The sequence below is a fragment of the Maribacter sp. R77961 genome, assembly GCF_044594925.1.
Taxonomy (GTDB): domain Bacteria; phylum Bacteroidota; class Bacteroidia; order Flavobacteriales; family Flavobacteriaceae; genus Maribacter.
In genome coordinates, this window is sequence record NZ_CP138991.1 from 903,546 (window position 1) to 916,446 (window position 12,901).

Below are 12,901 nucleotides of genomic sequence, written 5' to 3' on the forward strand. Positions count from 1 at the left end.
AAAACCTATTGAAAAGCAACAGTATGGCAACGGCTATAATTCGGGAAATAAGAAAAGAGGACAATGCTAAGGTAGCAGGTGTAATTCGAAAAGTATTGGTAGACCTGGGGGTCCCAAAAGTGGGTACTGCGTACGCCGATACGGCACTCGACCATATGTTTGAAAATTATGAAGTACCCAAAGCCAACTATTTTGTCGTGGAAGAAAATGGAGAAATATTGGGCTGTGCGGGTATTGCACAATTAGAAAATTACGAAGGCAATGTCTGTGAGTTGCAAAAGATGTATTTTCTAGAAGAAGCCAGGGGTAAAGGTCTGGGTGCACAAATGATGGCTATTTGCTTAAAAAAAGCAAAAGAATATGGTTTTGAAAAGTGCTATTTGGAAACCATGCCTTTTATGAAGGCAGCGCAAAAACTTTATCAGAAATCGGGATTCGATTATATTGAAGCTCCTATGGGAAATACAGGGCATTTTTCCTGTCCCGTTTGGATGTTGAAAACCCTATAGTCATGTTGCTGCGCGAAATTAAGAACATTTTTCATCAGGAATTGAATCCGCTCTACGGTGAACAAGAAGTCACTAGCTTCTTCTACCTATTGATAGAACATTATTTAGATTTGGAACGTTTTGTACTCGCCGTACAGCCCAATATGGCCTTATCAAAAACAGAGGAACAGCCCTTATTTGAAGGCCTGAGTGAACTAAAGCAGCATAAACCTATACAGTATATTATTGGTTATACAGATTTTATGGATTTACAATTTAAAGTAGGTCCGGAAGTGCTGATTCCAAGGCCGGAAACGGAAGAACTGGTACATTGGATACTAAAAGACTGTAAAGCAAAGCCTCAGGAGCGGTTACAAATCCTGGATATTGGAACCGGAAGCGGATGCATCCCAATAAGTTTGGCAAAGTATCTAGAATCGGCCTTAGTACATGGCTTGGATATTTCTTTAGATGCTTTAAAGATAGCTAGGTCTAATGCCGAACTGAATAGCGTATCGGTAGATTTCTTTCAGGCAGATATGCTTCAATTAAAGATCCAATCTAACTACGACATCATCGTATCTAATCCTCCTTATGTCAGGGATTTAGAAAAAAATAAAATGTATTCAAATGTTTTGGACTATGAACCGGAAATGGCCTTGTTCGTTAGCGATAAAGACCCATTGGTATTTTACAGGGCTATTGCTAATTTCGCTAAAGAAAATTTATCAAAATCAGGATTATTGTATTTAGAAATAAATCAATATTTAGGTCAGGAAATGGTACAGTTGTTAGAAGAACACAAGTTCAAGCATATTACCCTAAGAAAAGATATGTTTGGTAATGACCGTATGATAAAGGGGGTAGTGAGCGGGTAGTAAAAGTACGCAGTGGGCGTTGAGCAGAAGGCAGTGGGCAGCACGCAGCAAGCAGTAATAAGTAAGGAGTAGGAAAGTTAAAACGTGACAATTTAATTTGAGTTAGAACTTGAACTTGAGTTTGAGTTTGATTTTGTATTTGAGTTTGAATAGTAAAGAATAAGAATGAAAGGAATTGTAGTTTTTTGTGGAAGTAGTATTGGGGAGGACCCAAAATTTGCGGAGGATGCCCACGAGTTGGGCGCCAAGCTGGCGAAGCAGCGTATAGCACTGATTTATGGAGGTGCTAAAATCGGCATTATGGGCAAGGTGGCTCAGGGTGCCTTGGAAAATGATGGAAAAGTTATAGGCGTTATTCCGGAGTTTTTAAAACGAAAGGAAGTGTATCACGATGGTCTTTCCGAACTTATTATCACACAGAACATGCACGACCGTAAACTAAGAATGCACGAGCTTAGCGAAGGTATTTTAATGTTGCCCGGTGGTTTTGGTACACTAGAGGAGTTTTTTGAGATGCTGACCTGGGCCCAATTGGGCTTGCATCCTTATCCTATTGCCGTATTGAATACCAATGGGTTTTATGATGAATTACTGCAGATGCTGGCTAGAATGGTAGCGAAAGGCTTTGTAAAAAAAGAGAACTTAAATGCTATTTTAGTGGAAACGAATATTGATACGCTATTGGATAAAATGAAAGCCTTTAAACCGCTTCCTAAACCGCAATGGATGACAAAAGAACAGATAAATGAGTATTGAAACTACAATAAAGGCACTGCGTGATGAATTAAGAGGACATAATTACAATTATTATGTACTTGATAATCCAACGATTACGGACTTTGATTTTGATATGAAATTGAAGGAGTTGCAACGTTTAGAAGCAGCGCATCCAGAGTTTTATGATGCCAGTTCGCCTAGTATTCGTGTAGGTGGTATGGTCACCAAGAACTTTGAGACCATTGTACACGAACACCGTATGTATTCTCTGGACAATTCCTATTCCAAAGAAGATTTAGAGGATTGGGAAAAGCGTATTCAGCGTAATTTGGGTGCTATTCCTGTGGCGTATACTTGTGAGTTAAAGTATGATGGTGCCTCCATCAGTATTACTTATGAAAATGGAAAATTGGTACGTGCCGTAACCCGTGGAGACGGTTTTCAAGGAGATGATGTTACCACCAATATAAAAACGATTAAATCGGTTCCCTTGCAGTTAAAGGGAGATTATCCACCAAAGTTCGATATCCGCGGGGAGATTGTATTGCCCTTTGATGGTTTCCAGAAGATGAACGAGGAGCGTATAGCTAATGGGGAGGAACCCTATATGAATCCCAGGAATACAGCATCTGGCAGTTTAAAGTTACAGGATAGTGCCTTGGTGGCACAACGTCCTTTGGAGTGTTTGTTGTATAGTATCGTTGGAAAAAACACAGGCATCAGTTCGCAGTTTCAAATGTTGGAAAAAGCGCGCGATTGGGGTTTTAAAGTGCCTACGGTGGCCAAACTATGCCAAAGCACGGCGGAAGTCATGGAATTTGTGGAGCAGTGGGATGTACAACGGCACGACCTCCCTTATGAGACCGATGGTGTAGTGGTAAAGGTCAATAGCCTACAGCACCAAGATGAGCTTGGGTACACAGCAAAAGCACCACGTTGGGCCATGGCCTATAAGTTTAAAGCGGAGCAGGTCTTTACGGTTTTAAACGAAATCACGTATCAGGTGGGGCGTACGGGAGCTATTACACCGGTGGCCAACCTGGAACCTGTTTTGTTGGCGGGTACCACGGTAAAAAGAGCATCGCTGCACAATGCCGACCAAATCGCGAAATTGGATATCCGTGAGGGCGATACCGTTTTTGTGGAAAAAGGAGGGGAGATTATCCCCAAAATCATAGCGGTGGACTTGTCAAAAAGACCGGCCAATTCAGCACCTACGACCTATATCGCTAGCTGCCCGGAATGTCACACGCCTTTGGAACGTAGCGAAGGTGATGCCAAGCATTACTGCCCTAACGAATATGGCTGTCCGCCTCAGATTACAGGACGTATACAACACTTTATATCGCGTAAAGCCATGGATATTGAAGGTCTGGGAGGAGAAACGGTAGAATTATTATTTAAAGAAGGATTGATTAAGGATTATGCCGATTTGTATGACTTGACCAAGGAACAGATTCTACCCTTGGAGCGTATGGCAGAAAAATCTGCCGACAATCTCATCAAAGGAGTTGCGCAATCGGTCGCTATTCCTTTTGAGCGGGTCATGTTCGCTTTGGGCATTCGGTATGTGGGGGAGACGGTCGCCAAGAAATTGGCAAAGGCCTATAAAAATATAGATGCGCTGGCCAATGCCAGCCAAGACGAATTGGTGGCTGTGGACGAAATAGGGGAACGAATAGCAGAAAGCGTAGTAGCATTTTTTAGTACAGAAAAAAACTTAGAAGCTATTGAACGTTTAAGGGCCAAAGGGGTACAATTTGAACTCTCTGCAGAAAAATTGGAAAATCAGACCGAACTATTAAAAGGCAAGACCATCGTCGTTTCCGGTGTTTTTGAAACAGTGGGTAGGACCGAACTTAAAAAAATGATTGAAGATAACGGCGGAAAAGTAGGCTCGACCATATCCTCCAAGACCAGTTATTTGGTCGCTGGGGATAAAATGGGTCCAAGTAAACGCACAAAGGCCGAAAACCTTGGTGTTCCTATTATCACGGAACAGGAGTTTCTGAATATGATTTAGTGGCTAAGCTACTGGTATAAAAAGTATTGGTTCTTGCTTTACATAACATTATTAGGGCCTTAACAGGATAAAAATTGAATATATGGATTACTTTATCATTGCAGCAATACTCGTTTTTATATCCGCCATTTTCGGGTATATCAACGTACGCTTTTTAAAACTGCCCAATACCATTGGGTTAATGTTGATTACCATTGTATTTACGCTCGCCGTTTTTGGCATCAGTTATTTTGACGACACGCTATTAAATGCCGAACGGTATATCATCAGCCAAATCGATTTTAAAACGGTCTTGCTGGACGTTATGCTGAGTTTTCTACTATTTGCAGGGGCCTTACATACCAATTTTGAGCAGTTAAAAGTACAGCGTTGGCCCATACTGGTATTTTCTACCTTGGGGGTGCTGGTCTCCACGTTTTTAGTAGGCACCATCATGTTCTATATACTGCAGGCTTTTGGTCTTTCCGTAGACTTTATTTATTGCTTACTTTTTGGTTCCTTGATTTCACCGACGGACCCTATTGCCGTACTTGGAATTTTAAAACAAGCAGGAGCGCCGAAGAAGCTAGAAACCAAAATTGTAGGAGAATCGTTATTTAACGATGGGGTAGGCGTAGTGGTATTTTTAACCATCTTCCAGATTGCATCTGCCGGTATGGATGCCATAACACCTTTAGAAATTGCGGAGCTTTTTGGTGTAGAGGTCATAGGTGGTATTGTATTAGGACTGCTTATTGGTTGGATTACCTACCGTTTAATGCGTTCTATTGACGATTATGATATTGAAGTCATTATAACCCTCGCTGCAGTGATGATGGGCACTGTAGTGGCGCAAAAATTCCATTTGTCCGCACCCTTGGCCATGGTTACCGCCGGTTTAGTCGTTGGGAACGATACGGTAAGAAATTCTGCCATGTCCAAAACCACGGAAACCTATGTAGACAAGTTTTGGGAGTTGCTGGATATTCTGTTGAATACGCTGTTATTTGTACTGATAGGTATGGAAATGCTCGTTATCTCCTTTGAGTTCAACTATGTGGTGGCGGGATTGGTAGCCATACCCATTGTCCTATTATGCCGTTACTTGTCCTTGCTATTGCCCATTAAGTTTTTTGAAGACAAGCTAGATTTTGTTCCCAGAACCAATCTGGTGATGACCTGGGGCGGACTCCGTGGTGGTATTTCCATTGCCTTGGCACTGGGCTTGACCCAAGACATGCATCGCGACCTGTTTTTGGTGATTACCTATGTGGTAGTGGTTTTCTCCATTATTGGACAGGGACTTACCGTAGGCAAGTTGGTTAAAAAAGTGACGGCAAATGCTACCTAAGAACTATTCGGAATTTCAACAGACGCTTTCTCAGGCCGTACCGCCTGACGATTGGCCCAAATCCTTAAAAGCCCTATGGTTTGATGCGAAGGGCGATTGGGAAAGTTCACATAGCATTGCCCAGGATATGCATAATGAACTGGGCAGTTGGATGCATGCTTACTTACACCGAAAAGAAGGCGACCGTTTTAATGCCGGCTACTGGTACCGCCAAGCGGGGAGAAGCTATCCCGAAATAAGTCTAGAAGCAGAATTACGGGAAATGGTGGTGTTTGTTTTGAATAGGCTTTGAAAAGGAATAGGTAGCCGTTTCGTTAGCGTGAATATATGAGTAGCAATAAATTTAGCAAAAATGAAACTAACCAGATTAAATTTCAAAGAAACTTCTGCGTGGATTTGTCGTAAGCCTTTACTTATTATAAGCTATTGTGACACGTATTTATTTTTTAGATTCTCTACATATTTTGAAACTTGTTTTTCAGAATAATGGCCATTATATTGGATGTAAAATCCTTGATTATTTAATACTAAAATTCCAAAACAGGATTTTTTTCTACTGAAAAAATTTGTGAAAAGAAAATCATTTTTGTCGTCAAAGTGATTGATGTTATCTAATTTATTTTTAATCCGTTCTCCATTTGCAAGAACCTTAATATTTAGGCAATCTTCAGTATTCACTTTAGAATAAAAGTTTTTCCACCATTTTTTGCCTTCAGATGTAATTTTATTATTATCAAAATGACAACTATTAATTGGTTGACTATAATTCAAGATTAGTATTTTTTCGTTGTTCCAATTGTAGGTTTTTTTGATAAAGTTCAATTTTTCAGAACCGATTTTATCAGCATAATCATAAGTTATTGGTTTATCGATTAGTGAGTCAACTTTTTTGTTTTCAATGGTTTTGGTAGTAGAACAAGAAAGGATGGTAAGTACAATAATTATCTGAAGTATAGTTTTGTTCATGTGTAATAGCGATTAAAGAATGGTGTTCTTAATCCATTTATCAGTTTCTAACGAAGTTCGTAAATCTTAAAACAGGTGTCAAGTGTATCCTACAGGATTTGTACGAAAGTTTTGAACAGGATACTTTATGGTGCAGTGCTTCTTTTTTGGCACTCGAAGCGGACAAGCGCTAGCACTTTCTTAGGGGAAATGTTTAAAATACCAACCTTGGTCTAACTACTTAAATTTCCGCTCCTGTTCTGTAATGGCCAAATCATTGATACTCGCGAATCTTTTTTTCATTAATCCATTGGCATCAAACTCCCAATTTTCATTACCATAGGCTCTAAACCATTGTCCTTCTTGGTTTTGGTATTCATATTCAAACCTAACGGCGATACGATTGTCGGTATGTGCCCAATATTCTTTTTTAAGTTTATAGTTCAGTTCTTTCTCCCATTTACCGGTTAAAAAATCAACTATTTCTTCACGCCCGTTTACAAAGGTGTCCCTATTTCGCCATTCGCTATCTACCGAGTAGGCTTCGGAAATATTTTTATGATTTTTACTGTTCCATGCGTCTTCTGCTTTCTGTATTTTTTCGATGGCATCTTCTAAGCTAAACGGTGGGAGCGGGAATTTTTGTTCCATGTGTAGTATTATTTACCGGGTTTGTAAATTCTTAGTCGCAGAGAGGTGCCATTGAATTACATTTTGTAACCACTATTGCATTATTAAAACCATTATACTACATAGTGGCAACAAAATCTTGAAAGACTTTCTTGTGAAGTTCAAGGTCCAAATCGGGTGAAAGTGCTACACGGGCAATATAGTCTTTGTCCCCTTCTTTGGTGGTTCCTTGGGTAGAGGTAGCCGGTATGGTCCAGTAGCACCCTTTTAATTGACCATAACTTACACAGTGTTTGCTTTCGTTCGGTATTTCCGTAATCATTAAATCGATTAACTTATGGTTCAAGGCCCTTTTATAGGCTTCTTTTTCTTCGGCCGTATTTCCTTTTGTGGGGAGGTCCAATGAAAACACGGAAGGGGTAAAGCCTGCTGCGGCCAATTCTCGCGAAACAAAATTTATTTTTGCTTCGGGTAAAGTCTCCTTGATAAAATCAACGAAGGCACGTGTATTTTGATACGCATCTTCAATTCTTTGATTCATGGAAGGCAACTGTCTTGCCAATATTTGATATTGTAGCGCTGTAGCCTCATTATCGCAAAGGTTTAGGTGTAACCCTATTTTTTCCATAAAACGCGCTCCTTTCCCATTGGCAGTACTATAACCGGCGGTACATTTTCCACCACTCGGGAATTTAGAACCGCTTACATAGGCAATGGTGCGTACGGTAGCTAATATGTCTTTTTGTCCCAAGAAGTTGGTATTGGGACAGAAGGTTTGGTCCAATATAAAAACAGGTGCAATCGCCGGTTCACCTGATGGTGTTGTACGCACTTTTGTCAAAGCTGCTTCTAATTGTACCATATCTGGAACCTCGACCCTGGGATTGGTCGGTATTTCTGCAATAATGTAGGGAATGGCGTCTTGGTCTGCCAAGGTATCTAGAACACGGTCTACACTTAGGACCATATCGTTGTCACCATCTACGGGTAGGTCTACCACTTCCACCGCATCAAGGCTGGCGGCAATGCGTCTGGCCTGGTCGTTGGTACCACCATAGCAATTGGGAGGGACAACAATTTTAATCGCTTTACCCTTATGATTTTCCAGTGCATGGTGAATTAATCCCATTACAATGGCATATTGTATGGATAGCCCACTAGAACCAACAACGGCCTTTACATGGGAACCTGTAATTTTTTCAATTGCGTCTTGGACGCGTTTCTTATTTTTAGGGAGCTCGGCATCGGTGTTGGTATGAAGTGTCCGTGGTGTAAGCGCTACATCTTGCAGTGCGTTAAGTGCGTTCGCCGGTGTCATGGCAATACTTTCTCGGCGTCGCACATGTTGAATGGCTCCGATATAGGATTGGTCTGTTTCTCCGTTTATGGCGATAATGCTTCCAAGCGCCTTATAAAGCCCAATAAAAAAGTCAATTTTAGGGTTGAGTGCAATAGCACCGACCTGTTCTTGTTCGGAGAGAAAAATAGTGCTACCATCAAAAGGGACAATGTCGAATGCGTCATCCACTTGCTTCAGTTCAAAATGATATCCATATACCTGCCGAAATATAGCGGCGTCAAAGCATTCGGGTAATGCACCGGTATAAAGAATTTGCGTGTTCTTGCCTTCCAATGCATTTTTGCGTAATACCGCTAAAATAGGCATCGTCTTAGATGAGAAACTGATTACATTTTCGGCCTTTAAATCATTTAACTGCGCAAGGGTCCATTCTAGTACAGAGGATAGCGGATGACCCAATCGAATATAATCGTATGCCGTAGGCAAGTCAAGTAATGCCTTGGTATTCGTAGTGTTGTCTTTATGTAATTTTTCAAACTGCTCCAAGAATTCACTTTTAGCTAGTTCTTCATTGTACATGTCTAGACGATGGGTGGTTAAATTCAGCCAATCCGAAGGCAGGTTTTTTAATACACCTTTAATAAACGGTACTATTTTGTTAGGTTCCATAGTTGCTGTAGTTATCGAGGTAACGAAGATATTAATAAGGACGCTGTATACGTCGAACCGCTCTTGATTAAATTACAAGAATATCAAGAGTTCCTTTTTATAGGTGTTATAGGTTTTTAATGGAACGGTGCGTACTACAAAACCTAAGTTTTTAATAGGAATGTTTTGTTATGGTTTAGTATATGAAAAGTAGGGCAGTTGTAAGTGATACTTTTCGTTTCCGTCTGGTCCGCTAGCCAGAGCTTTTTGTTTTGTAATTATTTTTTCTTTTTTAATTGCCAACTTAGCGCAGCGTTATCACGAATTCCTTATTGAAAACAGAAATCGCATGAGTAAATCTAGAAGATTTGGAGGACATCGTAAATAAGACCAAGCCTTTAAATAAAGCACTTAATGCTCTATTTGCTATAGGTTTTGTTACCTGCTGGCTTTTCTAAGTTTTCATATCTTCCAATAAATCAATTCGTTTAGTGTAATGCATTAAATCTAAATCTCCTTCTCGATGACCTCTGTCAATATTTTCTAAAATATGCATTACCTCTTTTTCAGAATCTTTCTTGATAATTGAACTTATTAACGCTTTATTCTCTCCCGACTCTTCGTCTTTTTCGAAAAGATTTTTTCTATAGTATCTATCTTGAGAAAAATTATTATAAATATTAATTAATGAAATTTCGAGCCACATCAGTTGCCTTTCCGTTCCTCCATTTATTTCTATTTTTATTATTGATATAAATTTTTCTTGCAATTCCTGAATAGCCAAATGTTTGCTCTTTAATTCTTCATAAAATTTGTTATGCCTTATTTTAATAAAAACGAGTAAAAGAAAAATATGAGGTGTTACGTACATATTTTCAGTAAAACTTCTTAAGGCTAATCTTGAATGAGCAAATATTTTTTCCTGTTGCCTTAATGGTACTTTTGCTTTTGTAAAAAGTAATTTACAAGTTTCAAGAAAATTTGATTTGTCTGACTTTAGTTCATAACTTCTTAGTCTTTCAGGTGATTGGAAAAACTCATCGAATTGGAAGTATTCGTATAGGTATTTATAAAAGATATCTACTTCTGGTTCTGGAATAGAATACTCTATATCAATAAACCTTCTTAAATATTCATCTGCGTCTATATCATCACTACCATAAACACCTTTAATTGCGTTTCCGAGTTGTTCTTTGTCAATTGATAAGATGAAAACAATATTTGGAATGGAAAAGAAATGTTTTATTTGCTCAAGTATGGAAACCGCATAATTTGGACGGCATCTATCTAATTCATCTACAATAAAGATTAAAGGTTTTTCCTCGTTCGTACTTGCAATAAACTCCGAGAGACTTTGTCGAAAATCTGATATGCTTTTTTTCTTTTTTTGGTATTCGTTCACTTCATTTTCAAAAACATCAGATAATCCTTTTGTAACTCCTATGATGGCATCTTTTACTCCTTCTGTGTCAATGTATCTATCAGCTATCGCTTTGGCTATTATTGGCGCAATATGTTTAGTTAGTGTAGATGCTTTTTTTAGGGTCTTTTTAAAAGCTGGTTCGGTTTCTTTTGTTGTGAGTGTTTTTAGTTCTCCCATTAATGCCGTGAGAGGATTATTTTCAAAATCATTTTCCCAAGCATTAAAGTATAGAGTTTGGAAATTGTTATTTTTTAAATTCTGCTCCCACATCTTCACAAATGTAGTTTTTCCTGTTCCCCATTTATTGTTCAAGGCGAGAACAAAGCCGTATGGATAAGAGTTGATAATATTGGTTAAGATATCTGAATATTTTTCTCTATCTAATTTGCAATTTGCAAAGGGATTTTCAGGTTCTACTTCAATTTCGTAATGTTTAATATTCATTCAGTCACGATGTTTTTTCAGCTTGTAGGTTACGACTATATAAGTGGAGTTTCAATACTTCGGCAAGCGCAGCACAGGTTCCATTTATCGGTTGCTAACGAATTTCGCTGTTCAAAAAATGGGTTGCAAGTCTTTTCTAGCCTTGTTGTAAGAAAGTTTTTAACAAACGGTATTTGGGTCAGCACTAGGGGCGGCCATAGGGCTGGGAATATTCCTGCTTAGGTCGCCCAAAAGGTCACTAGAAAAATAATAAAACGATAAAAAAGGTTAGCCAAGTTCACGGATAGCAATACGAGAAAACCCGCAGGTATGGCCCAATACCAACGGATATTCATAAATCTTTTAATACTACCTATTGCGTAAAGAAGCGGAATGCCAAAGGCGAAGAGTTTAAAGGAGATGGAAGCAACAACGGACTCGCTTTGGCCGGAGATTAGGAATATGAGATTATCTGCCCAAGGCAACATAATCCAACTGGCCATGTACAAAGAGAAAAAGTGGAAGGCAAATATAAGGCTGTCATAATAAAAGCGTCTTTTCTTTAAGGCCAATACATACACAAAAAATGCAATCAGGGGAACGTTAATGATCATGATAGACTTGGAAATGGTATCGCTGTTATTTTGATAGGTAACCGCATAGTCGGGACCCTCCACACCTTCGGTTTTCAATTTTGAGACCACCCATTCCCGGACCCAATCGCTGTAAGGTTGCGAATACACTTGGTCTTCTAGTGAAAGTGAGTAATCCGATAAGGGGTTGACAAAGAAATAGATAAGGTTAAAAAACAGGAACAAGGTAATCGGGGAGATGAACTTTTTTCGTTTGCCCCTTAAAAATTCGACCGTCATACGACCCGGATACCGAAAGAGGTACCGGCCACTTAATAAAAAACGATTATCTAGAAAGAAAACATTACCAAAGAACTCTCCCAAAAGCTTCCCTATAGCGCGATCGGTATTATCACGGGTAGCCTGCCCACACTGTTGACAAAAATTTCCATTGACCGATGCGTTGCAGTTGAGACATTGTGTTTTTATGATGTCATGGTTTTCTTCCATGGTTACTTCCCGTGTTTGGCTTTGGTCAGTCGTAAATATGAAGATTTTATAGTTAAATTACTAATAAACCCTTTTCAGGATGGGATTAGTGCTTCTCGATACTCCCGAGACTTCGGGATGAACTCCCGAAAAGGTCGTGAAAACCACTCGCGATGGCATAGCACCTTGATTTAACTATTTTCTGGTTCAATATGCGTCATTTCCTGCAAGTTGAATTCCGCAACGGCACCCTCTGTAGCCTTCAAGTAGGCAGCTATATGGTCATTGGCCATATGTGTTTGCCATAAGGCCCTTGTTTCCCAGTTTTCATAGAACAGAAATTTATTTTCATCCTCATTGTCCTGATGTAGGTCATAATTAATACACCCTTTTTCGGTTTTGGTCACCTCAATGAGTTTTAGTAATTCATTTTTAACCAGTTCGCTTTTTTCTGGCTTTGCCGTAATTGTTGCTACAATCGTTATTTTTTGATGCTCCATAGGTATGCTGTTAAATTGTTGGTATTATTTTGGACAAAGCTAGTCTAGATTTTGGTTTTCTATCAATTTTATTTCAAAGTACTTTCTTAAAACATACGCTATTCGCAATACCTTCATAAGGCGGATAATTAGGGATAATCTTGTAGTTGTTCTTCTTGTAGAGGGCAATAGCTTCAGGCTGACGCAAACCGGTTTCTAGAATACATTGTTCATAGCCAAGTTCTTTAGCCCGATCTTCTAATGCTACAAGTAGGAGGGAAGCAATGCCTTTTCCACGGGCATTGGGGCTCACGTACATTCGCTTTACCTCCATAGCACGGTCATTAAAACTTTTTAAGGCACCACAGCCCAGTGCAATTCCGTTTTCATAGTATACCACACAATTCTTTAATGTGGCAATACCGTTGAATTGCGCATAAAAGGCATTGTCTTCTCCATCGCGCAGTGCTAAATCTTCATCCAAAAGCGCTACTAACTTGATGAAATCGGGATTTGACGAGTCCGTTCGTAGTATTTGTCCCATACAAAGGCTTTG

The 12,901-nt window shown here is 39.4% G+C and carries 13 protein-coding genes; 6 read left to right on the plus strand and 7 right to left on the minus strand.

Annotated features, from left to right (window positions below; genetic code table 11):
• Positions 1 to 23 precede the first annotated feature (23 nt).
• The 6 genes from SJY09_RS03830 (at position 24) to SJY09_RS03855 (ending at position 5,728) form a co-directional block, all read left to right on the plus strand.
• On the plus strand, positions 24 to 509 hold the full coding sequence (locus SJY09_RS03830; protein WP_396637635.1) for a GNAT family N-acetyltransferase: 486 nt from the start codon (positions 24 to 26) through the stop codon (positions 507 to 509).
• A gap of 2 nt (positions 510 to 511) precedes the next feature.
• Positions 512 to 1,366, plus strand: coding sequence for a peptide chain release factor N(5)-glutamine methyltransferase (gene prmC / locus SJY09_RS03835; RefSeq protein WP_396637636.1), 855 nt, complete (start codon positions 512 to 514; stop codon positions 1,364 to 1,366).
• 165 nt (positions 1,367 to 1,531) lie between these two features.
• A complete protein-coding gene (locus tag SJY09_RS03840) occupies positions 1,532 to 2,122 on the plus strand; it encodes a TIGR00730 family Rossman fold protein (protein WP_396637637.1) in 591 nt (196 codons plus the stop codon).
• Positions 2,112 to 4,106, plus strand: a complete 1,995-nt coding sequence (gene ligA / locus SJY09_RS03845) for an NAD-dependent DNA ligase LigA (RefSeq protein WP_396637638.1) — start codon at positions 2,112 to 2,114, stop codon at positions 4,104 to 4,106. The genes SJY09_RS03840 and ligA overlap by 11 nt, the downstream gene beginning before the upstream one ends.
• Before the next feature lie 82 nt (positions 4,107 to 4,188).
• On the plus strand, positions 4,189 to 5,436 hold the full coding sequence (locus tag SJY09_RS03850; RefSeq protein ID WP_396637639.1) for a cation:proton antiporter: 1,248 nt from the start codon (positions 4,189 to 4,191) through the stop codon (positions 5,434 to 5,436).
• Entirely contained in the window at positions 5,426 to 5,728 is a 303-nt protein-coding gene (locus tag SJY09_RS03855; protein WP_396637640.1) for a hypothetical protein, read from the plus strand. The genes SJY09_RS03850 and SJY09_RS03855 overlap by 11 nt, the downstream gene beginning before the upstream one ends.
• Positions 5,729 to 5,859: 131 nt before the next feature.
• Here SJY09_RS03855 and SJY09_RS03860 read toward each other — a convergent pair whose 3' ends face one another.
• From SJY09_RS03860 to SJY09_RS03890, 7 genes are all read right to left on the minus strand, one after another.
• Positions 5,860 to 6,402, minus strand: coding sequence for a hypothetical protein (locus SJY09_RS03860; protein WP_396637641.1), 543 nt, complete (start codon positions 6,400 to 6,402; stop codon positions 5,860 to 5,862).
• Between the two features lie 216 nt (positions 6,403 to 6,618).
• A complete protein-coding gene (locus tag SJY09_RS03865; protein WP_396637642.1) occupies positions 6,619 to 7,032 on the minus strand; it encodes a DUF1348 family protein in 414 nt (137 codons plus the stop codon).
• Positions 7,033 to 7,129: 97 nt separating this feature from the next.
• On the minus strand, positions 7,130 to 8,980 hold the full coding sequence (locus tag SJY09_RS03870) for a cystathionine beta-synthase (RefSeq protein WP_396637643.1): 1,851 nt from the start codon (positions 8,978 to 8,980) through the stop codon (positions 7,130 to 7,132).
• A 433-nt stretch (positions 8,981 to 9,413) separates the two neighbouring features.
• The gene (locus SJY09_RS03875; protein WP_396637644.1) at positions 9,414 to 10,826 is read right to left on the minus strand and encodes a P-loop NTPase fold protein; all 1,413 of its coding nucleotides are present in this window, start codon (positions 10,824 to 10,826) and stop codon (positions 9,414 to 9,416) included.
• A gap of 218 nt (positions 10,827 to 11,044) precedes the next feature.
• Complete coding sequence (locus tag SJY09_RS03880; protein WP_396637645.1) at positions 11,045 to 11,887, minus strand: DUF3667 domain-containing protein; 843 nt, start codon at positions 11,885 to 11,887, stop codon at positions 11,045 to 11,047.
• A gap of 170 nt (positions 11,888 to 12,057) precedes the next feature.
• Positions 12,058 to 12,366 carry a putative quinol monooxygenase gene (locus SJY09_RS03885; protein ID WP_396637646.1) on the minus strand — a complete coding sequence of 103 codons (309 nt, stop codon included), beginning with the start codon at positions 12,364 to 12,366 and terminating at the stop codon, positions 12,058 to 12,060.
• A 73-nt stretch (positions 12,367 to 12,439) separates the two neighbouring features.
• A complete protein-coding gene (locus SJY09_RS03890) occupies positions 12,440 to 12,889 on the minus strand; it encodes a GNAT family N-acetyltransferase (RefSeq protein ID WP_396637647.1) in 450 nt (149 codons plus the stop codon).
• Positions 12,890 to 12,901 lie beyond the last annotated feature (12 nt).

Bases quoted from the DNA above. Each gene is read 5' to 3' on its own strand.
- SJY09_RS03830 (WP_396637635.1), top strand. From the start codon at position 24: ATGGCAACGGCTATAATTCGGGAAATAAGAAAAGAGGACAATGCTAAG.
- prmC (WP_396637636.1), top strand. From the start codon at position 512: ATGTTGCTGCGCGAAATTAAGAACATTTTTCATCAGGAATTGAATCCG.
- SJY09_RS03840 (WP_396637637.1), top strand. From the start codon at position 1,532: ATGAAAGGAATTGTAGTTTTTTGTGGAAGTAGTATTGGGGAGGACCCA.
- ligA (WP_396637638.1), top strand. From the start codon at position 2,112: ATGAGTATTGAAACTACAATAAAGGCACTGCGTGATGAATTAAGAGGA.
- SJY09_RS03850 (WP_396637639.1), top strand. From the start codon at position 4,189: ATGGATTACTTTATCATTGCAGCAATACTCGTTTTTATATCCGCCATT.
- SJY09_RS03855 (WP_396637640.1), top strand. From the start codon at position 5,426: ATGCTACCTAAGAACTATTCGGAATTTCAACAGACGCTTTCTCAGGCC.
- SJY09_RS03860 (WP_396637641.1), bottom strand. From the start codon at position 6,402: ATGAACAAAACTATACTTCAGATAATTATTGTACTTACCATCCTTTCT.
- SJY09_RS03865 (WP_396637642.1), bottom strand. From the start codon at position 7,032: ATGGAACAAAAATTCCCGCTCCCACCGTTTAGCTTAGAAGATGCCATC.
- SJY09_RS03870 (WP_396637643.1), bottom strand. From the start codon at position 8,980: ATGGAACCTAACAAAATAGTACCGTTTATTAAAGGTGTATTAAAAAAC.
- SJY09_RS03875 (WP_396637644.1), bottom strand. From the start codon at position 10,826: ATGAATATTAAACATTACGAAATTGAAGTAGAACCTGAAAATCCCTTT.
- SJY09_RS03880 (WP_396637645.1), bottom strand. From the start codon at position 11,887: ATGGAAGAAAACCATGACATCATAAAAACACAATGTCTCAACTGCAAC.
- SJY09_RS03885 (WP_396637646.1), bottom strand. From the start codon at position 12,366: ATGGAGCATCAAAAAATAACGATTGTAGCAACAATTACGGCAAAGCCA.
- SJY09_RS03890 (WP_396637647.1), bottom strand. From the start codon at position 12,889: ATGGGACAAATACTACGAACGGACTCGTCAAATCCCGATTTCATCAAG.